Below are 25,724 nucleotides of genomic sequence, written 5' to 3' on the forward strand. Positions count from 1 at the left end.
AAATGGATACAGTATACATTTAAATTAACAGAGTTTTACTTAATTTTCCTGGCTCTTCACATACCAAGCGAGGCAAAAGGTATCCTGGCACAAGATTTTGTAGTTGCTGATAAATAGCTTGTACCGTATCAAAAGGCAAATCAAAATGAGCCGCTCCTTTTACTTTATCCAATCGATGTAAATAATAAGGTAAAACCCCATATGCGAATAAAGTTTGACTCAAATCAGCCAAAGTATGAGCATCATCATTTATTCCTGCCAATAAAACAGTTTGATTCAGCAAATGGCATCCTATTTGTTGTAACTCACGTAGCACATGTCGTACCGAATCATCAAGTTCCTGAGCATGGTTACAATGCAACACAATTACCTTGTTGAATCGAGTTGTTTTTAATAGCGAAAGTAATCCATGTTCGATCCGCTCAGGAAAAACCACGGGGATCCGTGTATGGATACGCAAAGTGTGTAAATGTGGAATTTCTTCCAATTGTTTTATTAACTCGGCTAGTACCAAATCGGATGCCAATAAGGGATCGCCGCCACTTAAAATTACCTCTGTAATACTGGTATCTTGGGCTATATAATCACAAATAACTTTAAATCCATTGCGGCCAGGATTATTGTCTTGATATGGAAAATGCCTGCGAAAGCAATAACGGCAATTCACAGCGCAGACCCCGGTCAAAGTCAATAAAACACGACCATAATATTTATGCATTAATCCTCGAATTGGATTACTGCTGCGCTCCTCTAAAGGATCGATACTATACTCTTTGTTGCTCTGTAATTCATTTTCGGTCGCTAAAACTTGAAGCAATAAAGGATCGAGGGGGTTTCCTTTTTGCATACGCTTGGCAAATCCCAAAGGAACTCGACTTGGAAATTGCTTTTCAGCATGTACATTTCCAGCAGATAAAGGCAGCTCCAGAAAATTTAATAATTCAGTAACCGAAGTAAAACCTTGCGCCAAATTTTTTTGCCAACTTAAAGAGGTATCTCGCATTAATTACACAGACTTGATAAACTGTGCGAACTTTAACTAAAACCGAACAAAATCTCAACTGTGGAGCACTAATGGCAACTTATAGCACCAATGAATTTAAAAATGGCTTGAAAGTAATGGTTGATGACGCCCCATGTACCATTCTCGACTGTGAATTTGTAAAACCAGGAAAAGGACAAGCTTTTACTCGCATTAAAATCCGTAACTTGAAAACCGGTCGAGTTGTAGAGCGCACGTTCAAATCGAATGAAACCTTACCCTCTGCTGACGTTGCCGATGTGGAAATGCAATATCTTTATAACGATGGCGAACAATGGCATTTTATGGTTCCTGATAATTTTGAACAATATGCCTTAAGCAAAGAAACACTCGCTGATGCAGCACAATGGTTAAAAGAGCAAGATATTTGTATCGTTACTCTTTGGAATAATGAACCAATACAAGTGACACCACCAAATTTTGTGATTTTAGCAATTACCGAAACGGATCCGGGATTAAAAGGCGATACCTCTGGAGGTGGCGGAAAGCCAGCCATTTTAGAAACTGGCGCTGTTGTACGTGTTCCCTTATTTGTACAAACTGGAGAGTTAATTAAAGTAGATACTCGCAAAGGGGAGTACGTTTCTCGCGCTAAGGAATAACTCAAACGAATCAGTCCCCAATTCTTGAAGAGTTTTGATTGAGAAGTGAACACGTGAAACCCAAATTTTCATTTTAGATTAAATTAAATTAGATGAAATTGATTAGATCCTCGCAGTTAGCTACGAGGATCTAGCACATAAACCTGGTAACCCCAAGCGACGCAATTAATAAACCTGATAGGAATTGTACATCCCCCAATAACCCACATCACCTAAATCGTTATAGCCATAATAATAAGCATCGCTATCATTATAATAATCTACATCCCAATAGGGGCTAGTATGATAGCCAACAGAATAGGTGTAAGCTGGAGTCCTATAAGCTGGGGTATAATACGTTTTAGTATAGGATGGAGTATAATAAACACGCTCCGTAACACATCCTGTGACTAAAAATGTTATCCCTGACACCATTAAAGCTAATATTAATTTGTTCATAATCTCTTCCTCTGTATTGCAACCTAAGAGACTTAGCTAAATAATTACCAATGGTGCCAATGATGCCTGTGGTGCCGTCTGTGCCAATGATGCCATCTGTCCCATCTGTGCCATCTGTGCCTGTCCCAGTGATGCCATCGATCCCAATGGGCGTATTGGGTTACTTTCGGTAAATTATAGTTAACCCCTGAAACATCTGTCCTTAGTGCTGGACTCTCAAGACCAGATGGGGGAGCAGAAAAAGCAGGCAAAGCGGTTAAGAACAGCGGAGTACTTAATACTACGGAAATAATTAGTTTTTTCATAATAGCCTCCTGGCACTTATTACAAGTCTAATTTATGCAGCTTAAGTATACGATATGTTTTTATTTTAATCAATTAAGGCATATTTATATCTAATCCTGGTTTGCGATTAGGAATATAGGCAACGGCTTCCCGTACTCTGAGCCGCTTACATGATTTACGATGGAGGTTTACGTAGAGCTTTAGGTTTCCTACTAACTACATAGGCTTGCACACCACTCTCCAACACAACCTCCCAATCTGAAGCTATTAAATGGTTCAGTCGGGATGAGTCATCACCTATATGTATAAAGGATAGACTATCAAGGATTGCTTATGTTCAATTTTTGCACAAAATTTACTTATTTCATATTCCTCGATAAATGATTCGCAGAAGCTTGTACTGTGGGCATAATCGTCATTTCTTCGATATCCACATGTTGCGGGCGAGTAATACAATACACTATTGCATCTGCTATATCGTCTGCTAACAAAGGCTGAAAATCTTGATAAAATTCTTTTGCTTTTTGTTTATCATTCCATCGTACTTCACTAAATTCAGTTTCCACAGCGCCAGGCGCAATTTCAGTAACTCGAACCGGACTACCTAACATATCTAATCTCATTGATTTTGAAAGAGCATGTACTGCATGTTTTGTTGCACAATAAACATTACCATTTGGATAACATTCATGTCCTGCCACGGAACTGATATTTACTACATGACCACGACCTCGCTGTAACATACCTGGAATTAAAGTGCGGCTGACATAAAGTAGTCCTTTAATATTGGTATCAATCATGATATCCCAATGTTCTTCAATTCCCTTTTGCAAAGGCAAAGTATCTAAAGCTAATCCCGCATTGTTAATTAAGACATCAATAGATTGCCATTGACTAGGTAAAGATCCCAATTGCTTTTTGACTTGCTCATGATCACATACATCTAAAGGTAAAACGTAATGTTCCTCTCCATAAAGTTGAGTTAACTCTTTTGCTAAAGCTTCGAGACGTTCGACTCGTCGAGCACAGAGTATTAACCGCGCCCCATGCTGCGCGCACAATCGAGCACAAGCTTGACCAATTCCACTGGAAGCTCCTGTAACTAAAATAATTCTATTGGTTAAATCGTTCATCTCTTCCCCTTTATTTCTTACAAGCGCAAAATTTTACTGTTTATTAGGGTATGTTGACAATTCATCTCTGCACCTACAAGCTTGATGCTGTCTCTAATCAGCAAGTTGAAAATCTTGGGGGAAAAGTCAAATTTGAGTACAGGCTCAGATTTTTTTCAATAATTGCATCACTTCGTCATCAGTTGTTTGTGAAAAATCATTGTACCACATCCCTACAGCATAAAAATTAACCGGGCGCATTGGGCAAATAATTTCGTCAACTAAAGGAGCGATTTCGTCACAGGTTGAGCGTGCAGCAACAGGAACTGTGACAATAATTTTTGCTGGATTTTGCTGTTTCAATGCAGCAATTGCCGCGCGCATTGTATAGCCTGTCGCGATACCATCATCTACAAGAATTACAGTTTTTCCTGATAACATGGGGAAAGGTTTATTACCACGATAAACCAATTCGCGGCGTGATAATTCTTCTTGTTCCGACTTTTGAATTTTACTAATCGCGTCTTTTGATATATGCAGAGCATTGACTATTTCTTCGTTAAAAACAGTTATTCCTCCAGAAGCAATGGCTCCCATAGCCAACTCTTCATGCCCAGGAACACCGAGTTTACGAACAATAAAGATATCAAGTGGGAGCGAGAGCGTACTCGCAATTTCGTAGGCAACAGGGACTCCACCTCGAGGTAATGCGAGTACGACTACATCTGTTCGTTTCGCGTAATCTTTTAGTAAATCCGTGAGAACACGACCTGCTTGATATCGATCATCGTAGTTCATTGTCCTATTCTCCAAAACGATCCGTCAACTTGAAGTCTAGCTCATACTTTATAAAGTCGCAAAGTAGCTCCCGCATCATCATTCTGACCTTTTTGTAACATATAACTCATACTTTTTATCTCAAGTGCATTTAGTTCATTGTGCTATATTTTTACAATTAGCTGTTCCTCAGGGACTCGTATTCATCAAGCAGGATGCAATGGATGTATTGGGATGAGACAAGCCCCGGCAACTGAAAAAAACAGCTTACGAATACCCAGAAATTTTCATGGGCGCTCGGGAACAGATGAAGATAAGGTTTTTCTTTATAGCCCAGAAGCTGCAGCTGCATCCGCCTTGATTGGCGTGATTACTGATCCCACAACTTTGGACATGCCCTATCCAGAAATAAAAACACCCAAGAACAGGATATTAAATCCCACCTGTTTTGAAGAACCGTTGCCTATAGATGAAGGAAAAAAGTAGAGACATCAGTTCAAAATGACCCAACCTACAGGTATCATTCCACTAACAGTAATCATGAATCGAAGTTTAGCTTGGGTCCTAAAGGTACGATTTGCGTGGGGTTTATGGTTTTATGACTAAAATAATAATGTTGCTTGATATGTAAAAAATTTACAGTGTCACGCACTCCAGGGTGATGATACAGTCTTTCTAAATAAGGCTGTAACGCTTCATAATCACTGATTCGCTGCTGATTGGTCTTGAAATGACCGTAATATACCGCGTCAAAACGAATTAAGGTGGTAAACAAGCGCCAATCAGCCTCCGTTAACTGCTCACCCAGTAAATATTTTTGATTCTGCAAGCGTACATTCAGTTCATCAAGCAAAAGAAACAATTTGTTGTATGCCTCTTCATAAGCCTCCTGAGTTGTCGCAAATCCACAACGATAAACTCCATTGTTAATTGCATTATAAATTCGGTCATTCAGTGCATCAATTTCCACTCGTAGTGGTTCTGGATAAAAATCCTGCTCATCCCCTGTTAGATGGTTAAATGCTTGATTAAACTGACGAATAATTTCTGCTGATTCATTACTAACTATAGTTTTTTCCCTTTTATCCCATAAAACAGGAACAGTAACCCGGCCGGTGTAATTGGTGTCGGCTTTAACATAAAGTTCATATAAATAGTTCAACCCATAAAGAGTATCTCCCGTAGCACCCATTTCTTTTTTAAACTCCCACCCCTTTTCAAGCATATGCGGATGCACTATAGAGACATCAATATAATCTTCCAGTTTTTTGAGTTTTCTGAAAATCAAAGTACGGTGCGCCCATGGACAAGCAAGAGATACGTACAAATGGTAACGTCCTTTTTCAGCAGGAAATCGAGCATTGGGTTCATGACTGATCGCGGAATGAAATTGGGTAGGTTCTCGCTTGAACGCCCCTCCAGTTTTAGAAGTATCATACCAAACATCATGCCATTGACCATCAACGAGAAGTCCCATGATTTTTTTCCTTATAAATTTATTAAAGTAACGCTACAAAATCAGTTTATATCAGGACAACTGCTTTTTTAGCAATTATAGATTAATATTTAACCGATATCAGAAAACAACAGCACAGGAATTATTCAATTATTCTTATCTTCTACCGGGATAACTCTGCAGTTCTCGTGTTATGATGCATTACTCAAATCATTTTTTGACCCATTAATGAATAGAAAAATAATATGCGTTGGCGGCATAACCATTGATCGAAAATTAACATCAATTCATAAATTGCAATTGGGGACATCTAATCCCGTTTCATCCCTCTCAACGTTTGGTGGTGTTGCTCATAATGTAGCCAAAAATCTTGCATTATTGACTAACAATGTTCATATTTATAGCGTGGTAGGCCAAGATAATGATGGACTACAGGCAATTGCTGATTTGAAAAACCTGGATGTCGGAATCCAAAATATTCTCACAATTCATGGTAAACCCACAGCTCATTATGATGTTATTCTCGATGAAGCAGGAGAACTATTTCTTGCTTTAGCGGATATGGAGATTTTTGACCATGTTCCGTTGGATCAATTCACGCAATCTTGGTGTGAATGGAATAATGAAGAAATTGTATTTCTGGATACCAATTTACCCCATGCAATCATTGAATATGCGATGCAAATAGCTCGCACCCAAAATATCAAGCTATGCATTGATCCTGTTTCTGTAACAAAAGCCCAGAAATTGCCTCATTGCCTGGAGAATATTTTTCTGTTAAAACCGGACCGCTTCGAGGCTGAAACATTGACTCAAACCCGTATTCATTCGGTAGCTGATTGCATCAAAGCAGGACAATTATTGTTAGATAAAGGCGTAAGGAATTGCATCATCAGTTTGGGAAAAGCCGGTTATGTGATTGTTAATGAAATCGTTCAAAAACATGTTCCAGCATTTTTTATCGATCCGATAGTAGATGTCAGTGGAGCAGGAGATGCTTTTATTGCAGGGATCCTCTATGAATTGAAACAGAATAAACCAATTATTGATGCCTGTCACACAGGGGCAGCAATGGCCGCTTTAACCGTACAATCCTGTCACACTGTAAATGAACAGATAAATTATGAAGCACTAAAAAATATTCAGTTAAACCATTCAGTAAGAGAAATACATCATGAATCAATTTTTTGAATACTCCCCAGAAGTAAAATCAGCGCTCGAGCATAAAAAGCCGATATTGGCATTAGAGTCGACGATTATTTCCCATGGCATGCCTTATCCTGATAATTATGAAACCGCGCAAGCAGTGGAGCAGATTGTGCATGAACACGATGTCACACCAGCAACCATTGCTGTGATTGATGGAAAAATCAAAATTGGTTTAACAGCAAATGAATTGCAGCAATTTGCAAGCAATACGGAGGTTTTGAAAGCAAGCCGACGTGATTTACCATTTATGGTGGCCAATAAGCATTCAGCCGGAACAACTGTTGCTGCAACCTTATTTTGTGCTGCTAAAGCAGGTATTAAATTATTCGCTACTGGAGGGATTGGTGGGGTCCATCGCGGCGATGCCCAAGATATTTCTGCTGATCTCATTGAAATTTCCAGAACGCCAATTGCTGTGATTTGTGCGGGTGCGAAGGCCATACTGGACCTGCCGCGTACCTTGGAGTTTTTAGAAACGATGAGCGTACCTGTCATTGGGTTTCGCACCCAGGTATTACCCGCATTTTATACTGACTCAACCCATTATCCATTATCAACTTGGGTGGAAGATGTACCAGCTCTTGCTCATATATTAAAAGCGCATTGGGATATAGGCATGTCTTCAGGGCTTTTGATCACCAATCCAATTCCTGCAGAGTTTAATATTCCACTCGAGGTGATTGAGCCAGTAATTATGAATGCCATACAAAAAGCCGAGCAAAATAATATTTCAGGAAAAGAATTAACTCCATTTCTCTTAGCCGAAGTAGCTCAACTGACACAAGGCAAAAGCTTGCTTGCTAATATTGCTTTAATTAAAAACAATGCGCGCCTGGGTGCTGAACTCGCGCGTATTATTTATTCCTGAAGGAATCTGGAATGACTATTCACGGAAATAACATCTAAATTGTAACCTGGGTAAGGCTCGCGGAACCCGGAGGTTTGAGGACCAATTTTCCCCTGGTTTCGCGGCACACACCCAAGTTACTGTATTAATTAACAGTACGTTCAACCATACAAGCACCAATGGTATTGCTTACTCGCTCTTTAGCCACTAAGACCCCTGTTTCAGATGCATAATTCATATCCAGAGGATTACATATCATGGCTCGAACTAATCTAGGCCCCTTTCCAGGCATTCCCGCATGCATTACTTTTTTATTATCAATAAGCAATATATCCCCTTTTTTCCACAAACAAGATGAATAATAGTTCCGCATAAGTTGTGCGAGTTCTTTAACCTCTTTATCGCTAAAACAATTTCCCACTTTCACTATATTCGCTGGTAAGCATTTACTTTTTCTACTCGCTTTAAAATTAGATAGTTTTGTCCGTACAATTTTATATGCTTTTTTGGGTGAATTAAAAAAGGAAATACACACAATGGCAAGTGATTCTACAAAATTGAACATTGAAGTTGGCAAGCGCCAAAAAAATCGATGCCAAAACCAAACGGGTCCTTTATAGTCATCCATAAAACACTTTCGCAGTTCATAATTAAGGGTAGGTAGCTCAAACATATTGATTTGTAATGCCTTTTCTTGAGTAAGGGGATGCTCCCATACACTTGGTTTATACATAAAAACAAACTGACCTTCTTCCTCGCCAACAATAGGGAGATTGAATTTTTTGCATATTTTTTTTACTGCATCGTGAGTAATTTGATATCGCTCAGCAATTTCGGCAACAGACCATTTACAAACAAAAAAGGAATTATTTTCTAGTTTTTGTTTCAAGTCATCATGCAAATGACTGTAGATTTTTTGCGTATTAATTAAACCGGTTTCACCACCTAATTCTGATGGTTGAAAACAACAAAAACAAAGATAACTCGGAACATCAGCGGAATAATAATTTTCAGAATGAAAACCACCCAGATAAAGAGTTCCGCCAGTTTTATAAACAGAATTAGTATGTAAAACAAATTGAAGATTATCGACATGAACTCGACCATTTTCAGACATAAACGCTTCGCTGATACCGCGAAATTCAGGGATACTCAAAACAATCTTTTCGAATTGTTCGTCTGTATTGATGTCAAAACCTCTTAAAAGAATGGCTCCATAATGAGCCATATCTTCAATAATTTGATGGGAATTGGATATAAGAAACTGTTGCAAAAACTCAATATCTGTAGCGTCATTTGCCTCAATAACCAGTGGCATTTCATGTTCTTCAGATAAGATGAGTCGCTCATCTTGACGAAGAAATCGTGTAATTACTCCTTGGTATTCCGTGCGCATCCCTAAAACTTCCTTATAAAATGACCATAAAAACTATAACATAAAAAACCGCGCGAAGATAAATACAGCCTTTTGAGAACAATTCTTCATTCAAACATTAATTGTTTCAAATGAAGAATAATTAATAGATGATTGATACACTTTTCATCCGGGTGAAAAGTAGTACTTATGATAGAAGATTTGTGGAAAGTGTTATTGCCAATTTGAACTCTTGGTCCTCATAAAAAGCTGGCCAAGCTTTAATAAATAGCATTAAATTCTTGTTAGGAACAAGATGCTTACCTCTAATGTTCTGCTGGGTCATTGGATCAGGAATTGGGATTATATTACTCACCGTCGGCAGATCAAGTTGCTTCTTTTTCATCCACGTCTCTATAGATTTTTTCTCGTAGGAATGCCCACTGGGGCTTAAAACAGGATCGTTCATAGTCTCAGAAAGTATAGGATCTTTAATATCCTCATCAACTTTCTGTAATTTAGCCCAATATTCTTCGGGCTTCAGAGAAGTTGCAGAAATATAGTTAATAATTGTTTTTAGTTTAATATTTGGATAAAAATCGGTTCCTTCTTTCAAATCAGGATATTTTTCCAATAAATAGTCTCGCTCATAGGAAATACCATCACTAACTTGTGTCACTGGGTCTTTCATTACGTTCATCTGCCCCGTCTTTAGTATCGTAATCGGGCAAGTAAGCGCAATAATTATTCCTTCGGGTAAAGTAACTACTGTGGCTTCCAGTTTTGAACCCACAACTTCTTGTTTGGGTTTCGATACATCAATATGGTAGCTTGTGTATCCTTTTAATTTTGTTTGCTGCCCAACTTTTGGGTTAATTCTATTTTCTACATGATATCCATTCTCAGAGAGAATTTTTAATAATCCAGGAAGATGAGGTTTTGCTTTTTCATCCGTCATATCGATAAAGCCACCCACTGAATCAACAACTGCAAGAAACATGTCGCTCTCAGAAGGAAAATTATTTACAACCCATCCTTGGTAATTGGATAACATATAGCGCTGAGGTTCGTTAATTCCCCATAGTGATAATTCTTTATCCCAGCTAAGCGACTGAACTGTAAGCAAGCCATCAACTCGACTATCACGGATTAGCCATAATTTATCGCCATTTTGTTGTAGCTCGGTGATCTTTGAGAAATCAGACTGAATATTTAGCCATTCTACCTTAGAGAAAAGCATCTTATTAGTTTCACCAGGCTCCATTTTAGCGTAGATAAAAATATCTGCATCGTTACTTTGTTCTATCTTAAGCTCCATTTTTTCTCCTCATAATCATGTTGCAGTCATATCATTTAAACAGACGAGCGGATTATTCTCGAATCATGAAGCTCCCATTTCCTAACGCGCAATAACTAAACTTTAGAATCTAAATCTAATAATATCAGTGAGATGGAAAAATAATAGCTCATCTCTTCCCATCCAGAAAAACAAAAGCTTATATTAAATAATATTACCCTAAAGTCCGAGGATAATATCGTGACTTTAGGGTGAGTCAGGACTATCTATTTTTTAGTTGGAAGGACAGCGGTTTGCGAATCATCAGCCTCTTCTATTTCTGAGGAGTGCCCCTTCTCTTGCCACCAATATTGTAGTTTTTGACAACCATACAGTGCGGCTCTATATAAATCGGGAAGGATCGAGACAATGGCATCAAGAAAATCAGTAACACCGCCTTTATTATAACCGTAAATGCAACGGCTAAATTCCGCACCTTTTTTACTTAGCGCAATCGTATCATCTGTTTTAGAGAAGAATCGATGTGGATCGAAACCTATTTGAAATTTTTTCTCATATTCTTGTAATTCTAGAGTAAATTCACACTCAATATCATCCGCAATGAGATGTTTTACTTGCTTTTCAGTAAGAACAGGATAAAGCACTGCCATCATATCTCGTATTGATTCATTCGTTGTCAAAGCACGAACACCGCATTTACGTTTATTCTCACCCTCACCAAGACTCCAATTACATACACTCACTAAAAGAGCTAAAGATTCGTGATATTCAGTATATGCAGTAGCACGCTGGTTGATAAAATAAGCAGCTGCCCCCCAGCCTATCCAACCTAAAAAACCAATTACCGGCAGAAACGACAAGGCGCTTGCGGTGACACCAAAGACAACACTTCCTATGATTTTTTGATCGATACTCTTGAGTTGTGTGGATTTTTCTCTTACCAGCGCAGTACATCGCTTTAAAAAATCGGTATGAGCAGGAATTTGGAACTGCTGCCCTTCTCTAATAGTAACGCCGAGTATATTACTATCAGCTGCATAAGCTCCTTTTGCAATAGTAAAATAAATTTGGGACTCCAATTGCAGTTTATTAAGATCACTGTCAATACCCAATTGAGACATTGAAGTATAAGGAAGTTCGTCTATTAATCCTAAAGTTGTTAATACTGATGACATTTTAGTCTACTCATAAATAAAAAAGGCATTCTAAATTTTATTTAGAACAATAACAATGAGTAAATGTGTAAAATAATATTAGTTAATAACTTTATGATTTATTATTCTTTTTCTTATGAAGAGGAATAAATTTCCTTTTTAAAATGGTACTAATCTATTTATTAAAATGGAGCAATTTACACTTGTTTTTTTTTCGTAATTAATTGTTTAATATCAAGTGCTATTTCACGGATTGTCTTTTCCTTATGGATGTCGTTACGAATATCAAGATCAAACTCATCCTCTAAGTCAAAGAATAAATTAACTAAATCCAGAGAACGAGGAACAACTTGGTCGATTGATTGATCCAAATCAATTTCTTCAGGTGGGATTTCTTGGGTTCTTGCAATTAAATTGATAACACGATGTTCTACTGTTTGCGCCATAAAAAATCCTTTTTTTATTCACTAATATAATTAATTTCTCATCTTATGGAGTATACAACCAGCTATCGTTCAACTCCATTAATATTTATCCTGTCAATCTATTGTAAATAGTTCGCTCGTATATCCAGATCTTATGCTCAGCTAATAACCAAATCGCTTAAAGCACTGGGTACCTAATGATTTCATCGCACTGCATTGAATTATTGTTGTTGTCGCGGCAGCGTCATTTGCGATTTGAATGACATATGACTGCCCATTGGAACATGCGATATTCCAATAGGCTGCATCATTGCGATCAATACCCTGATAAAATGATTCAAAAGCAATACACGGCTCGCCTGCTGCGTTGATAATACCACTTAGAATTTGTGTTTTTTGCTCTGATGTTCTACTTAATAAGATATCATTGGCAATATTGGCATAATCGCAAGAAGTACATATTAAGAGAAGAAGCATCATCATAGACTTACTCATAAATGCATCCTTAAAATTGAAGCATCTCCACAGCAAGATTTAGGTCTATATGATGTTATTGTAGAATATGGAATGGATTTCTCCATTTAATTCATAAAATTGGCCATCAGAATATTAAGGAATTATCCACTACTTACAAGGAGAAAAAGCATCATAATACTTTATCTCCTGCAAATCTGTTAAAACCTAGCGTTCATCACAGACGGTATAATACCCATGGCGAAAAGGATTACTGCGAGATCTAAATTTATAATCGCGACAACGTTGTCCATGATCATCGGTATACCGCCTATCTAATCGAAACGAGAAATCACCGAAATTCATATCTTGTTGCCATTCTCTTTCTTGACGAGCCCTATCTTCTTCATCCATTTGTTTTAAAAATTTACTAAGCTTGCTGGCATGGCCTACAGAAAAAATAGAAGTAATGAGTAGAAGTAAGATTAATTTTTTCATAAACAGATCTCAATTAAGACAACAAGCTCTTTATTAAACCATAGTTTTCCTAAATAAACAAAAAATTTAGAGGAGGACGGCAAAGAGTATGTATACTGAAAGGACTAAAGATCACTGAATAATAAGGATTTTTATATGCTAGAACAGCCTTTTAAAATAACAATACTTTTTATTTTGTTCAGTATGATGCTTTATCTTTTGTTACTCTCTGTTATTCAATATCCTTTGACCACCTTCCTCAAAGCAATTCCCATTGCTTTGTTGATGATATTTACTGTTCAAATCAATCCACAAAGACAAGTAAAAATCTTATTACTCTGTGCCTTAGGATTTTCACTAATTGGTGATATCTTTTTGACTTTTCCAATAAAGGTTGCATTGCAACTAGGCATCCTGGCGTTTATGGGATCACATTGCATGTTTATTAGTATATTTTTAAAGAACATGCGATTTCAAAGAAAAAACTTGCTTTCCTTTTTACCAATTTTAGTCTTTGTCCTGATAAGCTTTTACTTTTTATCTCCATATCTCGAAGAAATGAAAAAACCAGTAGCTGCTTATTTATGCCTGCTGACCTTAATGGTGTTTTGTTCCTTTCAAGTAAAACAGCAAGCATTGTTGATACGCACAGGGGCATGTCTTTTTTTACTTTCAGACTTTGTTTTGTCATTAGACTTATTTGTACTGCCGGCTAATAAGCTAACCGCTATTTTAATCATGTTTCTCTATTACGCCGCCCAGTTCTTGTTAGTAATAGGAATTACCCGGCTCAAATAGCAAGTGGCTTCAATCTGCTCTATGCATATTGATAAAAAAATAAGTAGCAAATTTTATAAAAATTGCTTATAAAATGCCAAAAAATCATATGATTCACTTTTTAAATATGATCCCGTTTATTGAAAACAGGACATATTGATACTTATGGAAATTCAAAGATGTTAAGCCTTAATGAAATTCAAGAAATGCTAGAACAAGATGCAGTAGCCCAAATTAAAGAATCCCTGTTAAATGAATTAAAAGAATCTATTCTGAAAGACAGCACGATTACGCCAGATATAAAAACATTGTTATTGTTCGAATTAACAAAACACTTACTTGATATTGAACTGGAGCAGACCGTTATTGTAGGTAAACAAACAATTGCAGATAAAAATACTGCTATTCCATCATCGATTAACGAAAGAGAGCAAAACAGCTCCATTGAGGCAACAAATACATGTGAACATAGCCCCCCCCAAAACCATTCAATGAGAAAAAATTCCGGACTGAATAAAAAATTGAGGCTTAATTTAGATGGACATAAAAAAGAAGAGTACCCAAAAGAACAAAAATCACCAAAAAATACATCTGAAACGGCGACAATAAAATCAAGTGAGGCTCACACAATGCAGCACTCTCCTGCACGAAGAAATTCTGGCAGTCCAAGAAGTACGTCGTTAACAAAATCAAGCGAGACTCAAACAACGTCACACGCTCCTGCACGAAGAAATTCTAGTAGTCCACGATGTACGACGTTAACAAAATCAAGTGAGCCCCAAACAACGTCACTCTCTCCTGCACGAAGAAACTCTGGTAGTCCAAGATGGTTACTTACAGGAAGTAGCGCTGGAGGATATTCACCAAAACGCCAAAAATCACATCCAAGCACTCATGTCAAAATAAAAGAATCACCCAAAAGCAATGATTTTCTTGAACAACTCCCCATAAGTAAGGAGATTTTTCAACAATATCTCAGTTTTGCAAAAACTTACTTAAAAGAGATAGATAATAACATTCATGTCATGCATGATGAAGATCGGCCTGACTTGCAACTTATTGTAACGCCTCACAGGGACATGAAAAACAATAGGGTGCTCTCTGAGAAGACTGTTATTTTAATTAATAGAAAAGAAATTGAGGGATGCGGTGCTAACAAAGTAATTAAAGGATATGATTTAATCAACCGAAATCTTCTTGCAGTAAAAATTCTTAACTCAGCAGTAACGGCTAAAGTACGTGACATCGAAATTGAAAATCTAACAAAGCGAGGATGGTTTTATGGCTGTTATAAATTAAAAGAAGGCGAGTTTGCTATAGCTATGAAACGAATTCCTGGAGATACTTTATTGCATTTTCTCTATGTTATTGATGATGGGGTTTCGCAAGATGATATCTACTCGAGTCATTGTCTAAGCAAAAAAAATCTTAGTGTTGATTTACAATATAAGATAATACTTAATCTGATGAAAGAAGTATTAAAGCTTCATGAAAAATTTCAATTATCACACCGAGATCTAAAACCTGCAAACATTAAAATATGCCTTAAAAGTGGAGAAATAAAGATACGTCTAATCGATTTTGGAGATGCTGTTCCTTTAGACTCTGAAATCAAAGAGCTTTGTGGCACCGAAGGTTATACAGATCCTGAGATTAGTAGTATTGACAATCAACAACCCTACAAAAAAGACCATGATATTTTTTCTCTAGGTATTATTATTGCTGAAATCCTAACAAGAAAAAATTATCAACAAGCAATTAAAGAACATAAAAAGCAATTCACTGCTGAAATAGTTACTCCAAGAATGTCAGATACGCAAATGAAAACGCAAATGGATGATGTTTTTAAACCAGAAGTAATTCCTGATCAATATAACAACTATCAAGATCATCAGTATAATATGCAGAATTTCATGCTTCAAGAGCTCAAAAAATTAGCAATAAAAATGGTGGTTACTCGATTGAGACACTCATCCCTCAAGGAAGAAATCGAAAGGCTTGAAGCTCTGGAAAAAAATAGCCTAAAATTCTCCAAAAAAATGGAGTCATTTTTTGAAAGTAAAAGCAATACTCAGGCTTCGTTAAATAAAATGAATATCAAGTTCAATGCCGGGCTTTTCTTCCCTCAAAAAGAATTTACAATAAGCTCACCTCAGGATGCTACAGAATGCTTTAAAAGCATGCATTCAGCAACTGATGAAGAGAATTATAAATTATTTATCTAGTAATTAAGATCCATGAGTTTGCCCATATACATGGGATTGATTATGTTACTCGATCAATCCCAAATGGAATTTCATAACAGACAAGAATTATATGTGAGTATCCGCTTGGTTAATTGTCACTTTTGACACACAGAACTCTTAGGCTTATTATACATAGCTTAAATGCCTTAAGATTGCATATCAGTTTAAGCAATAAAACTCAGGATGGGTTTGAAATGTATAAGTTACTGCTCGTTGGTTTTACTCTTTTCCTGCTCACAGCCTGCGAAAAAGAAAATAATACATTTAGTGGATATATTGATACTGATCTTGTCTATTTGTCTGCTGATTTTGGAGGACGACTGACCGATTTAGCCGTATTAAAAGGGCAGTTAGTCAAAAATAATCAATTTTTATTCAAGCTCGAGCAAACCAGTGAACTTTATAATGTCGAAATGAGCAAACTAACCCAAAAGGATCTACTTGCTCAACGTCAACAAATTTTGACCCAACTCAACTACAATGAAATCAACTATCGGCGTACCCTGGAAATGCGTAAGCAAAATGCAGCAAGCCAAAATGATCTTGATGCCGCTCAAAGAGATTTAAACATTTCAAAAGAACAACTTAATGATATTGATTTTAAAATCAAGAACAATCAGGTTAATACTGCTGATAAAAAATGGCAGATGACACGCAAGGAAAATTTTGCACCAGAGTTAGGAATAATATTTGATACTTATTATACACAGGGTGAATTTGTTCAAGCAGGTGCTCCTGTCCTTTCCTTAATTACCAAAAATAATATCAAAGCTATATTTTTCGTTCCTGAAGAAAAACTTGATCAATTGCGCCTTAATGCGCGCGTTAAGATTAATTCCGATCACAATGAGCATTTTGCTGAAGGTCATATTTTCTTTATTTCAAATATTGCTGAATATAGCCCTCCTATTATTTACTCTCGCGAGGAGCGTCAACGTCTTGTATTCAGAATCGAAGTAAAGATTGACTCCCCTGATCTGGAAAAAATTCATCTCGGGCAACCGGTTACCTTGGAGTTAGCTTGATGAGTGATTTTGCAATTGAGGTGGAACGATTAACAAAAAAATTCGATAACAAAGTCGCAGTGGATCACATTAACCTACAAGTAGAAAAAGGATCCATATTTGGTTTTCTTGGCTCAAATGGTAGTGGCAAGACAACAACCATTCGAATGATCTGTGGTCTTTTAACTCCCACAGATGGAGAAGGGTCTTGCCTTGGATATGATATTAAAGCCCAAAGCGATGAGATAAAAAAGCGGACCGGCTATATGCCTCAAAAATTCAGCTATTATACGGGATTGACTGTTTATGAAAACCTTCGCTTTATTGCTGATATTTTTCAGCTACAAAACTCGGCTCAAGTAATAGAAGAAATGATTAAGGAACTCGGCCTTGAAGACTATCAAAAAGTACAAGCAGGGAATTTATCCGGCGGATGGAAACAGCGCTTAGCCCTAGCTTGCAGCTTGCTTCATAAACCTCAATTATTATTTTTGGATGAGCCTACAGCAGGGGTTGACCCCAAAGCGCGTAAAGACTTCTGGGATTATTTACATAAGATTTCCTCACGTGATGGTACCACAATTCTGGTAACCACCCATTATATGGACGAAGCCGAAAAATGCACCGATCTGGCATATATTAATTTAGGGAAACTCTTGTATACAGGCAGCACAAAAGATTTAATTCCCCAATCTAAAGTCCAAACATATTTAATTCATGTTCATAGAAAAGAGCAACATAAATTAATGGAAAAATTGCTTGCTCTATATCCAAAACTATTAGCTTCAATTGTAAATAATGAACTGCGAATTTCATCACGTGATCATGACTTATTGGATCGAGTCATTCAAGAAAACAGCGGTCTTTCATTTAAAGAGATCAAACCTTCTTTTGAAGAAGTTTTTATCGGATTAATGCGATGAACTATAAAAATCTATTACAAGGAATATCCCTAACTCGTCTTACAGGTTTAATACATAAAGAATTTATTCTTATTACTCGCGATCACGGCACCATTGCGATGCTAGTTATTTTACCGATTATGCTACTCATTCTCTTTGGCTATGCAATACAATTCGATCCAAAAAATCAACCCACTAAGATCATCAGTTACGATAACTCACCGTTGACTAGAGGCTACATCAGCGCACTTGAAGCTTCAGGCTATTTTAAAGTATCTAACGAACTGTTAAATGAAGATAAGAAGAATGAAGATTTCGCGAATGGAAAAATAAGCTTCGCTTTTACCATTCCTCCCGATTTTACTCGGAAGTACATTCGTAAAGAAAATCCCCAGTTACTGGTTGAAATCGATGGGTCAGATCCTGGAAGCAGTGCCAGTGCTCTCAGCAATGCGCTGCCCATATTGAATCAAACCTTGAATACATTCAATCAACAAGGTTTAGGTTCCCCCTCGCCAACGCATTTGGATAGAAGCATTAATTTCACCATCCACCGACTTTATAACGAATCAAACACAAGTTCTTATAATATCGTTCCTGGCTTAATTGGTGTACTGCTTACGATAACCATGGGGATGCTGACTTCAACTGCCATCACCTCTGAAAAAGAATCCGGTACCATGGAAATGCTCTTAAGTACTCCATTAAAACCATTGGAGATCATCGTGGGCAAAGTAATCCCCTACATTGTATTAGGTTATTTACAACTCACCAGCGTCCTCATTTTTGGCAAGTTATTAATTCATATTCCTATCGAAGGAAGCATTTTGTTGCTTTATATAGCCGCGGCTCCGTTTATTATCGCTAATTTAATGGTTGGTATGATTTTTTCCACCATTGCCCAAACGCCAATGCAAGCAATGCAATTGAGTGTCTTTTTTCAATTACCTTCAATGTTTTTATCGGGTTACATTTTTTCTTTCTATGGCATGCCGACGTGGGCGCAGTTCATAGGATACTGCCTACCTATGACTTACTTTGTCCGAATTGCACGCGGAATTTTACTAAAGGGCAATACACTCGTTCAAATTGTCCCTAATATTTTACCTATTTTATTGATCTCTCTTATTTTGATTCTTTTGACAGGGAAAATATTTAGAACAAAGCTCGATTAATTAAATTTATTTAAAATTGGCCAAAATATGAAACTAAAAATCATCTTGCTCAATCTATTTGCCATATTACTTGGAGGATGTTGCAAAAACTGCATTACTCATGAAAAAGTGAATTATCCGAATAGTACGCGTAGTGGAGTAAAATACATCAAAAACCAAGCCGATTTAAGTCGTGTCGCCTGGTGGAAAAAGCTGCATGATCCAGAGCTTAATCAGCTTATCGCTCAAGCCCTAGCCTGTAATAATACGATTAGAAGTTCCTATGCGACAATTGAGCAAGCACAAGCGCAACTTAAAGCAGCTCAATATGCCTGGATCCCAACTCTGGATGCAAGCGCTACCGGTTTTTCAGGTGGGACCTGGAATACCCATATTACTCCTAAAGGACAATTGGCAAATACTCCTTTTTTTGGAAATCTTTCCAACCTGAGATTTAGAGGATATGACGCCGGATTTGTCCCAGGGTACACATTCAATATATTAAATAATATTAGCAACATTAAAGCAGCCAAGGCCTCTTTAGCGATGGAAGAAGCTCAAGCTCAGTCAATAAAATTAGGAATTATTAGCCAAATGAGCGGTGCTTATTTTATGCTCTTGAGTCAACGAGAGCAATTGGCAGTAGAGCACAAGCTGAGTAGTGATTTACGAAAACTACGTCAGCTCGAACAGATTCGATTCAAAAAAGGCGCCAGTAACATCGAGACTATCACTAATATAGATCAACAGATTGCCCAAGAGGAGGCAAAGATTCCCCAAATTGAGAATATAGTGTCACAAAGTGAGAATACGATTCACCTCTTATTGAATCAAAACCCCGGGCCAATTGCTACTCATCGTAGCTTATTTTCATTAAATTTAACCCATCTGATTCCTAAATCCTTACCTTCATCAGTTTTAAAAAATCGTCCTGACATTATGATTGCTTTAAATAACTTGAAAATGGCGCAAGCACAAATTGGGGTCGCTTATTCCGCTTTTTTCCCAACTATTTCCCTGACTAGTTTATTTGGTGGGGCATCAGTTGATTTAACACAACTATTAAAATTGAGTGCTAACCTTTGGATTGCTGAAGCCGCTGCTTCAACAAAAGTGCTTAATGCCAGTTCCTATCAAAATATCAAATCAGCTCATGCTGGATTCAAAGCAATTTATTATGATTACCTGGGAACCCTCCATTCTGCATTCGCAGATGTTGATGATGCTCTTACAAGTGAGCAGAAAAACAATTTATCTTATTTACAAACCCACAAAGGACATTTGGCAGCCCAAAAAGCATATGCGATTGCACTGGCCCAATATAAAGCTGGAGCAAAAGATTATCGCAATGTAATCAATGCAAAAATAAATCTTGATCGAAGTAAGTTAAGTTTAATTCAAGAAAAAGCCCAATTACTCGATAGTATTGTGCAAGTATATAATGCTGTTGCCGGAGGATATGATGCGGCTTAACTTACTGATATGTTGCCTGATTGAAGTGGCAGCATAAACCTGACGATACCTCAAACAGCGGAGTTCGGAATATAATCTATTTTTATCCCAGGTTCCGCTGCATCGCTCTTAAATCACGCTTTTTCATCAAGCGCTTGTTCGACAGCCTTGATGAATCTTCCTGCTTCTGGAGAAGTAGTTGAATAGAAATAGTCAATAAGCTCACCGTGACGATTGATAAGATATTTATGAAAATTCCATTTTGGTGCCGTGCCAAACCCTAATTTCTGTCTAGCCCACAGATAAAAAGGATGTGCATTTTTTCCTGAAACCACTTCTTTAGCAGCCATCGGAAAAGTGACACCATAATTAACCTGGCAAAAACGTGCAATTTCTTGCTCAGCGCCTGGTTCTTGACCACCAAAATCGTTTGAAGGGACTCCGAGTATAACTAAGCCCTTATCTTTATAGGTTTCATAAAGTTTCTCTAAGTGTGCGTATTGCGGAGTAAAACCACATTTTGACGCCGTATTCACTACAATTAACACCTTTCCTTTAAAGGAAGATAAGGGTAGGGATTCATGTCCTCGTAATGTATGAAATGAATAATCATACGCACTGTCATGATGCGGTGTATCAGCTGCTGATAAATTAGAAGTCATTGTAACCCATCCTAGTATTATAAATGAGAGAAAATACATGATTATCCCTAATATTATTGAAACTCAGAACTGCATCAGTTTTGGGATTAAAATCAATAATATACTATTGACCTTTTAAAGAGAATGGAAAATCATCAACTCATGTTGACTCCAGACAATATTCAAGTTTTGCAGTCTAGCCCCAAAAAATAAAAGGCTATTTAGATTGTCTGTTTGTCTAACTGCTGTCTAATTTTTTCTTGCACTTCATACATCTGCACTTCATCCTTATAATGAGTTCGCGGCCAGAAAAAACCTTTAAGCCCATCATGTTTATTTCTAGGAACAATGTGTATATGCAGATGGGGGATACTTTGACTAATTGTATTATTTATTGCAATGAAGCTTCCCACAGCGCCCATCGCTTTTTCAACAGCGGCCCCCAATCTTTGCGTGAGTAAAAAAAGAGGAGAGACCATAGAATCAGGTACTTCATACAATGTTTTAATATGCATTTTAGGAGCTAACAATGTATGGCCGGGAAAAAGAGGCCGAGAGTCCAGAAAGGCGATAAAATGCTCGTCTTCAAAAACAATAAACGATTTTTCCTTTTTTGCCACGATTAAGTCAATAACACATTCATTGGCCATTTTATATCCCTATTTTTATCTTGGGAGTTATCCCAATTGCAGATAAAAAAATACTGAAATATCATTTGTTCTTTCTTATCTATATGATTTCAGTGCCATACTTTATTATCTGTTTTATTAAATAAGATAAGTCGGAGTAAAAATATAATGAAAAAATATTCTCTACTTTTGTTCTTAATGCTGTCTCTATTTCAATACAATGGCGTTGTCTATTCACTCACCATAACAAGCCCTCTCTTTAAAATGAATTCGCTAATTCCAAACCAATATACGTGTACAGGAGCCGATCAATCTCCTCCTTTAGCTTGGAGCGATATCCCCCCCCAAACTCAATCGTTGGCACTGATTGTAGATGATCCTGATTCTCCTGAAGGCGTCTGGACACATTGGATTATGTTTAATATACCTCCCACCGTAATAGAATTAGAAGCTGGAAGCCCAGTTCCTTCAGGAGCTGCCAATGCAAAAAACAGTTGGGGTGGCTTAGGATATCGAGGCCCTTGCCCTCCTTTTGGAGTTGCTCATAGCTATCATTTTAAATTATATGCTTTAGATACAGTATTAAGTTTGGGAGATGGCACAACGCGAGATTTGCTTTTGAATGCCATGACGGGACATGTTATCGGTGAAGCGGAGTTAGTTGGACTATACCAAAGATTTAAACAATAAAACCTTGCTTTTGAATAGTACAAAGCCTGGGTGCCAAGAGTGGAACCCGGGTGTCGCTGCGCTGCCTCCAGATTAAAATGACTCATTCTAATCCGAGTCTGACTTTAGTGATATCACTTTTTTGCATGAACTGAATAGGAGTGATTCATCTCTTTTTGACAAATTTCAAATCAGAATTGATAATTAATTATCAACCTTAAGATCAGTTCACTATTTACCAGAGAACATGATATGCACGCTGAACATTTTTTTACAATAAATCGTGTCAACTCTATTCCGCTTTATTTATTATCGCCAAGACAATTACAGAATCAAAATGCGACGTTAACCACTGTAGAGCGTAATTATTTTGTCCAAACTCAATTTAATGGAACAATCGGCGAATATTGCTTGTTTCATAATTCCGATGGCTTATTAGAGAAAGTCTATATTGGGACGGGAAATGAAAATCAGATATCAGCGATGGCTCATGCCGCTTTATTATTACCAGCAAACCATTACCAACTACAAGAGGCTTGCTCTCAGGAAGCAGCCTTATATTGGGCATTAGCACAATATCGTTTTGAACAATACAAAAAAAACTCTGCATCTCCTCGAGTCTTAGTTGTTGAGCCACAAATGCTCTCTGATCTAATCGATTTAACCCAAACTCACTTTTTAGTACGTGATCTAATCAATCAACCTGCGAGTGACATGGGACCTAAAGAAATGGCAAATACGGTTGAGGTATTAGCTGCAGAACATAGCGCACAATTCGAACAATGGATTGGCGATGAACTGTTAGAGGCCAATTTTCCTGCCATTCATGCAGTTGGCCGTGCCGCCCAATCACAACCACGTCTGCTTTCCTTAATCTGGGGGGATGAAAAAAATCCTCGTATCACCCTAATAGGCAAAGGCGTTTGTTTCGATACAGGAGGATTGAATCTTAAATCCCCATACGGGATGCGAATAATGAAAAAAGACATGGGCGGTGCAGCACATGTGATAGGCCTTGCTCACTGGATTATGAAAAGAAACTTACCTATTCGCTTACATTTACTTATTCCCGTGGTGGAAAATGCTATTGGTCCTAATGCTATTAGACCTGGCGATGTTTTAATTATGCGTAATGATTTAACGGTAGAAATCGATAATACAGATGCCGAAGGACGTTTGATTTTAGCCGATGTTTTGGTAAAGGCTTGTGAAGAGGAGCCCGAACTATTGATTGACTTCGCTACCCTATCCTCCTCAGCTCGCGTTTCTGTAGGAACTGAAATGTCAGCATTTTTTACCAATAATGAATCTTTAGCCGCAGGAATAATTGATGCATCCTATAAAGCAGCCGATCCCATATGGCGTTTGCCTTTATTTGTGGCTTATGAAAAATTTCTGTGCTCATCTCTTGCGGATATGACAAATTGCAGTGACTATCCTTATGCTGGAGCTATTATCGCGGCATTATTTCTCCAGCGGTACATTACCAAGACAACTCCTTGGGTGCATTTTGACATCATGGCATGGAGCGAGCAAAGTACCCCCGGAAAACCCGAAGGTGGCGAAGTGATGGGATTACGTGCGGTCATGGAGTATTTGTTGCGTGTCTATGGGTAATTGTAACATTGTATTCATGGATGGGATGGGTACTGCATAAGAACTCCGCCCATGTTATGCATGGCTACGGTGAGGCTAATTTGAACTCTGCTAATGGATAGTAATTTTGCACCCCCTTTTCTGATCTACTTTCTATAAGATGGATCTTATTAACTGTGATTGCAGGGATAGTTGTTTTTTTTATTACCTCCAACAACTCATAGCGCATTCCTCGCCGAATCAATCTGCCCATAGTCAAATGTCCGCGAAATGGGCGTGTTTCAATCGGAATATTTAGAGCAATTAGCGCTCTACCGATTGTATCGGCCAGCGTTGCCAAAGTAGCTTGGGGTTGAACAGATAATGAAAGAATCTTAGGATGACGCAAGGTGGGAAACCATTCCATAGGACCGAATTCAAGTTGAAATGCAGGTGCATTTTTTATTGCAGTGCCTACACTTTCAGTCACAGTCATCAACTGATCTTGCGGTAAGTTTCCGAAAAATTGTAGTGTGATATGCATTTTTTCTATATGGACCCAACGAATATATTCCGAAGGCATGATGTGTTGTAACGTCTTTAAACTCTTGGATAGACGAACCTGAGTTTCCTTCGGAAGGAGAATTGCAAAAAATACTCGTAACGTGTGCATCATTTCCTCAGGAGAAATTGATTCATTATTCATTAAATGAAGCATCCTTAAGTATCCTTCATCAAAAGAACTGGTACTATATACTATAATAGTATTGCCAAAACAAAATTGAGCACTATAGACTTAAAAACTCGTTACACAGAGTCATTATAAACACTTCTAAGATATTCAATTATTGAATCACCAACATAAAAGCGTTTATTTACTGCTAGAATAATTATTAAATCAATCGCGCTGGCTGAACCGATTATGAAACTCATCAGGATCAGTACTGAGAAACAGCAATTAGAAATTAAGCAGCGTTTAATCCGTTTTTTTGGATTCTTATTAGTCTTAGGATGTATTTTTGGATTTTTACTCCTTATGATGCAATATCAAATTGTATGTAAGCAAAAACAATACAATCAGGCAAATGAGTGCATCCTAAAGAGCTCTATTTATAATTTTTACCACAGCACGATGATTTTAGGTCAATTACGAGAGGCCCGTGTAGAATCTAGCCATGTTAGTAAAGGTGGAACTCTTTTTTCATTGTATTTATATACCGATCATGGTTCTATTAACCTTTCTGCGGGCAGCTCCAGTGGCCAACACGGTAAGAAAATTGCTGCCAATGCAATCAATACCTACATAAAAACAAGCTTAGAGAAAAGTTTTAACATCCCCTATCCAGCCAATAGGCTTTTTATTTTCCTTGATGCTATTTTCTTTATAGTCGGTTTGTTGTTGCTGTCAATTAAGGATGCGATCATTATATTTGATAAAACACTACAAACAGTCACAATTAGACACAAGGGGCTCTGGGGTCAAATTGAAGAAATTAAATTTCCCTTAACTGACGTTGATAAAGTGATTCTTGAAGAAATGCAAAGTTCTAAAGGCTCAATTGTTTATCGTCTGGCTTTACGGTTTAAAGACAAGCCCCCCTACCCACTGATCGCAACTTATGACGCTGCATACATCAATAAGGAAAAAATAGCGAATCAACTAAATGAATTTATTCACAGTGAGTCTAATCCCCCACCAACAATGGGTTATAGATAAAGTGTAACCAAGGTGATAGCATTAATATTT

28 protein-coding genes are annotated in these 25,724 nt (G+C 37.5%); 13 read left to right on the plus strand and 15 right to left on the minus strand.

Going from position 1 to position 25,724, the window contains the following annotated elements:
* Window positions 1-19: 19 nt before the first annotated feature.
* Complete coding sequence (gene epmB, locus ELY20_RS06375) at window positions 20-1,003, minus strand: EF-P beta-lysylation protein EpmB (protein WP_110141903.1); 984 nt, start codon at window positions 1,001-1,003, stop codon at window positions 20-22.
* Window positions 1,004-1,074: 71 nt separating this feature from the next.
* On the opposite strand from epmB, the gene efp reads away from it, so the two are divergent.
* Entirely contained in the window at window positions 1,075-1,644 is a 570-nt protein-coding gene (efp, locus tag ELY20_RS06380; RefSeq protein ID WP_058467197.1) for an elongation factor P, read from the plus strand.
* Window positions 1,645-1,809: 165 nt separating this feature from the next.
* Here efp and ELY20_RS06385 read toward each other — a convergent pair whose 3' ends face one another.
* The 4 genes from ELY20_RS06385 to ELY20_RS06400 all read right to left on the minus strand — a co-directional run bounded on the left by ELY20_RS06385 (window position 1,810) and on the right by ELY20_RS06400 (window position 4,277).
* Complete coding sequence (locus ELY20_RS06385) at window positions 1,810-2,082, minus strand: hypothetical protein (protein ID WP_110141902.1); 273 nt, start codon at window positions 2,080-2,082, stop codon at window positions 1,810-1,812.
* A 44-nt stretch (window positions 2,083-2,126) separates the two neighbouring features.
* Window positions 2,127-2,387: a hypothetical protein gene (locus ELY20_RS06390; RefSeq protein WP_110141901.1), complete on the minus strand. Its 261-nt coding sequence runs from the start codon at window positions 2,385-2,387 to the stop codon at window positions 2,127-2,129.
* Window positions 2,388-2,726: 339 nt separating this feature from the next.
* On the minus strand, window positions 2,727-3,500 hold the full coding sequence (locus ELY20_RS06395) for an SDR family NAD(P)-dependent oxidoreductase (RefSeq protein ID WP_110141900.1): 774 nt from the start codon (window positions 3,498-3,500) through the stop codon (window positions 2,727-2,729).
* A gap of 144 nt (window positions 3,501-3,644) precedes the next feature.
* Window positions 3,645-4,277, minus strand: coding sequence for a phosphoribosyltransferase (locus tag ELY20_RS06400; RefSeq protein WP_110141899.1), 633 nt, complete (start codon window positions 4,275-4,277; stop codon window positions 3,645-3,647).
* A 213-nt stretch (window positions 4,278-4,490) separates the two neighbouring features.
* Between ELY20_RS06400 and ELY20_RS06405 the strand changes: the two genes are divergently transcribed.
* The gene (locus ELY20_RS06405; RefSeq protein ID WP_233590511.1) at window positions 4,491-4,742 is read left to right on the plus strand and encodes a hypothetical protein; all 252 of its coding nucleotides are present in this window, start codon (window positions 4,491-4,493) and stop codon (window positions 4,740-4,742) included.
* Between the two features lie 52 nt (window positions 4,743-4,794).
* Here ELY20_RS06405 and ELY20_RS06410 read toward each other — a convergent pair whose 3' ends face one another.
* Window positions 4,795-5,733: a glutathione S-transferase family protein gene (locus ELY20_RS06410; RefSeq protein ID WP_110141898.1), complete on the minus strand. Its 939-nt coding sequence runs from the start codon at window positions 5,731-5,733 to the stop codon at window positions 4,795-4,797.
* 207 nt (window positions 5,734-5,940) lie between these two features.
* Here ELY20_RS06410 and ELY20_RS06415 point away from each other — a divergent pair, with 207 nt between their 5' ends.
* Both ELY20_RS06415 and ELY20_RS06420 read left to right on the plus strand, forming a co-directional pair.
* Window positions 5,941-6,903: a carbohydrate kinase family protein gene (locus ELY20_RS06415; RefSeq protein WP_110141897.1), complete on the plus strand. Its 963-nt coding sequence runs from the start codon at window positions 5,941-5,943 to the stop codon at window positions 6,901-6,903.
* Window positions 6,887-7,789, plus strand: a complete 903-nt coding sequence (locus ELY20_RS06420; RefSeq protein ID WP_110141896.1) for a pseudouridine-5'-phosphate glycosidase — start codon at window positions 6,887-6,889, stop codon at window positions 7,787-7,789. Before ELY20_RS06415 ends, ELY20_RS06420 begins: the two co-directional genes overlap by 17 nt.
* 124 nt (window positions 7,790-7,913) lie before the next feature.
* Here the strand turns inward: ELY20_RS06420 and ELY20_RS06425 are convergent, their stop codons facing one another.
* The 6 genes from ELY20_RS06425 to ELY20_RS06450 all read right to left on the minus strand — a co-directional run bounded on the left by ELY20_RS06425 (window position 7,914) and on the right by ELY20_RS06450 (window position 12,949).
* On the minus strand, window positions 7,914-9,164 hold the full coding sequence (locus ELY20_RS06425) for a TauD/TfdA family dioxygenase (protein WP_110141895.1): 1,251 nt from the start codon (window positions 9,162-9,164) through the stop codon (window positions 7,914-7,916).
* Window positions 9,165-9,330: 166 nt separating this feature from the next.
* The gene (locus tag ELY20_RS06430) at window positions 9,331-10,440 is read right to left on the minus strand and encodes a U-box domain-containing protein (RefSeq protein WP_110141894.1); all 1,110 of its coding nucleotides are present in this window, start codon (window positions 10,438-10,440) and stop codon (window positions 9,331-9,333) included.
* 245 nt (window positions 10,441-10,685) lie between these two features.
* Entirely contained in the window at window positions 10,686-11,594 is a 909-nt protein-coding gene (locus ELY20_RS06435) for a hypothetical protein (RefSeq protein WP_110141893.1), read from the minus strand.
* A 176-nt stretch (window positions 11,595-11,770) separates the two neighbouring features.
* Complete coding sequence (locus ELY20_RS06440; RefSeq protein WP_110141892.1) at window positions 11,771-12,019, minus strand: acyl carrier protein; 249 nt, start codon at window positions 12,017-12,019, stop codon at window positions 11,771-11,773.
* A gap of 141 nt (window positions 12,020-12,160) precedes the next feature.
* A complete protein-coding gene (locus tag ELY20_RS06445; protein ID WP_110141891.1) occupies window positions 12,161-12,493 on the minus strand; it encodes a hypothetical protein in 333 nt (110 codons plus the stop codon).
* A 186-nt stretch (window positions 12,494-12,679) separates the two neighbouring features.
* Complete coding sequence (locus tag ELY20_RS06450) at window positions 12,680-12,949, minus strand: hypothetical protein (protein WP_110141890.1); 270 nt, start codon at window positions 12,947-12,949, stop codon at window positions 12,680-12,682.
* Between the two features lie 135 nt (window positions 12,950-13,084).
* Here ELY20_RS06450 and ELY20_RS06455 point away from each other — a divergent pair, with 135 nt between their 5' ends.
* The 6 genes from ELY20_RS06455 (at window position 13,085) to ELY20_RS06480 (ending at window position 20,484) form a co-directional block, all read left to right on the plus strand.
* Window positions 13,085-13,726 carry a lysoplasmalogenase gene (locus ELY20_RS06455; protein ID WP_110141889.1) on the plus strand — a complete coding sequence of 214 codons (642 nt, stop codon included), beginning with the start codon at window positions 13,085-13,087 and terminating at the stop codon, window positions 13,724-13,726.
* A 158-nt stretch (window positions 13,727-13,884) separates the two neighbouring features.
* Window positions 13,885-15,930, plus strand: a complete 2,046-nt coding sequence (locus ELY20_RS06460) for a protein kinase domain-containing protein (RefSeq protein ID WP_110141888.1) — start codon at window positions 13,885-13,887, stop codon at window positions 15,928-15,930.
* Between the two features lie 215 nt (window positions 15,931-16,145).
* A complete protein-coding gene (locus ELY20_RS06465; RefSeq protein WP_110141887.1) occupies window positions 16,146-16,976 on the plus strand; it encodes an HlyD family secretion protein in 831 nt (276 codons plus the stop codon).
* The gene (locus ELY20_RS06470) at window positions 16,976-17,878 is read left to right on the plus strand and encodes an ABC transporter ATP-binding protein (RefSeq protein WP_110141886.1); all 903 of its coding nucleotides are present in this window, start codon (window positions 16,976-16,978) and stop codon (window positions 17,876-17,878) included. The genes ELY20_RS06465 and ELY20_RS06470 overlap by 1 nt, the downstream gene beginning before the upstream one ends.
* Window positions 17,875-19,032 (plus strand): ABC transporter permease, encoded by a 1,158-nt coding sequence (locus ELY20_RS06475; RefSeq protein ID WP_110141885.1) that lies wholly within the window; start codon window positions 17,875-17,877, stop codon window positions 19,030-19,032. The genes ELY20_RS06470 and ELY20_RS06475 overlap by 4 nt, the downstream gene beginning before the upstream one ends.
* A 27-nt stretch (window positions 19,033-19,059) precedes the next feature.
* Entirely contained in the window at window positions 19,060-20,484 is a 1,425-nt protein-coding gene (locus tag ELY20_RS06480; RefSeq protein ID WP_110141884.1) for a TolC family protein, read from the plus strand.
* A 113-nt stretch (window positions 20,485-20,597) separates the two neighbouring features.
* On the opposite strand, the gene ELY20_RS06485 is transcribed toward ELY20_RS06480, so the two are convergent.
* Window positions 20,598-21,125: a glutathione peroxidase gene (locus ELY20_RS06485; RefSeq protein WP_110141883.1), complete on the minus strand. Its 528-nt coding sequence runs from the start codon at window positions 21,123-21,125 to the stop codon at window positions 20,598-20,600.
* Between the two features lie 200 nt (window positions 21,126-21,325).
* A complete protein-coding gene (locus ELY20_RS06490) occupies window positions 21,326-21,754 on the minus strand; it encodes an HIT family protein (RefSeq protein ID WP_110141882.1) in 429 nt (142 codons plus the stop codon).
* Between the two features lie 147 nt (window positions 21,755-21,901).
* Between ELY20_RS06490 and ELY20_RS06495 the strand changes: the two genes are divergently transcribed.
* Both ELY20_RS06495 and ELY20_RS06500 read left to right on the plus strand, forming a co-directional pair.
* On the plus strand, window positions 21,902-22,423 hold the full coding sequence (locus ELY20_RS06495; RefSeq protein WP_110141881.1) for a YbhB/YbcL family Raf kinase inhibitor-like protein: 522 nt from the start codon (window positions 21,902-21,904) through the stop codon (window positions 22,421-22,423).
* Window positions 22,424-22,654: 231 nt separating this feature from the next.
* Entirely contained in the window at window positions 22,655-24,019 is a 1,365-nt protein-coding gene (locus ELY20_RS06500; RefSeq protein WP_110141880.1) for a M17 family metallopeptidase, read from the plus strand.
* A gap of 64 nt (window positions 24,020-24,083) precedes the next feature.
* Here ELY20_RS06500 and thpR read toward each other — a convergent pair whose 3' ends face one another.
* Window positions 24,084-24,683 carry an RNA 2',3'-cyclic phosphodiesterase gene (gene thpR, locus ELY20_RS06505; RefSeq protein WP_233590512.1) on the minus strand — a complete coding sequence of 200 codons (600 nt, stop codon included), beginning with the start codon at window positions 24,681-24,683 and terminating at the stop codon, window positions 24,084-24,086.
* 216 nt (window positions 24,684-24,899) lie between these two features.
* On the opposite strand from thpR, the gene ELY20_RS06510 reads away from it, so the two are divergent.
* Window positions 24,900-25,694 carry a hypothetical protein gene (locus ELY20_RS06510; RefSeq protein ID WP_110141879.1) on the plus strand — a complete coding sequence of 265 codons (795 nt, stop codon included), beginning with the start codon at window positions 24,900-24,902 and terminating at the stop codon, window positions 25,692-25,694.
* The last annotated feature ends 30 nt before the right edge of the window (window positions 25,695-25,724 follow it).

The organism is Legionella qingyii, assembly GCF_003990155.1.
Classification (GTDB): Bacteria; Pseudomonadota; Gammaproteobacteria; order Legionellales; family Legionellaceae; genus Legionella; species Legionella qingyii.